Genomic DNA, 260 nt, shown 5'->3' on the forward strand with positions numbered 1-260 from the left:
CCGCCCGCCGCGTGGTGCTGCTCGCCGACTCCACCAAGCACGGCCAGGAGCATTTCGCCCGCTTCGGTGGCCTGAGCGACGTGGACCTGCTGATCACCGACAGCGGGTTGAGCCCCGAGGATGCCGCCGTCATCGAGCGTGGCGGCACGGAAGTAGTACGCGCATGATCGTCACCGTCACCCCCAACCCGTCCCTGGACCGCACCTACGAGGTCCCCTGCCTGGACCGCGGCGAGGTCGTCCGGGCCACCGGCGAGCGCG

1 pseudogene is annotated in these 260 nt (G+C 71.2%); it reads left to right on the forward strand.

The features are described 5' to 3' along the window. Positions 1 to 167 (forward strand): annotated as a pseudogene (locus BZY54_RS54540) (D-beta-D-heptose 1-phosphate adenosyltransferase); the annotation flags it as partial. Positions 168 to 260 lie beyond the last annotated feature (93 nt).

The sequence above is a fragment of the Streptomyces carpinensis genome, assembly GCF_002154505.1.
Taxonomy (GTDB): domain Bacteria; phylum Actinomycetota; class Actinomycetes; order Streptomycetales; family Streptomycetaceae; genus Streptomyces; species Streptomyces carpinensis.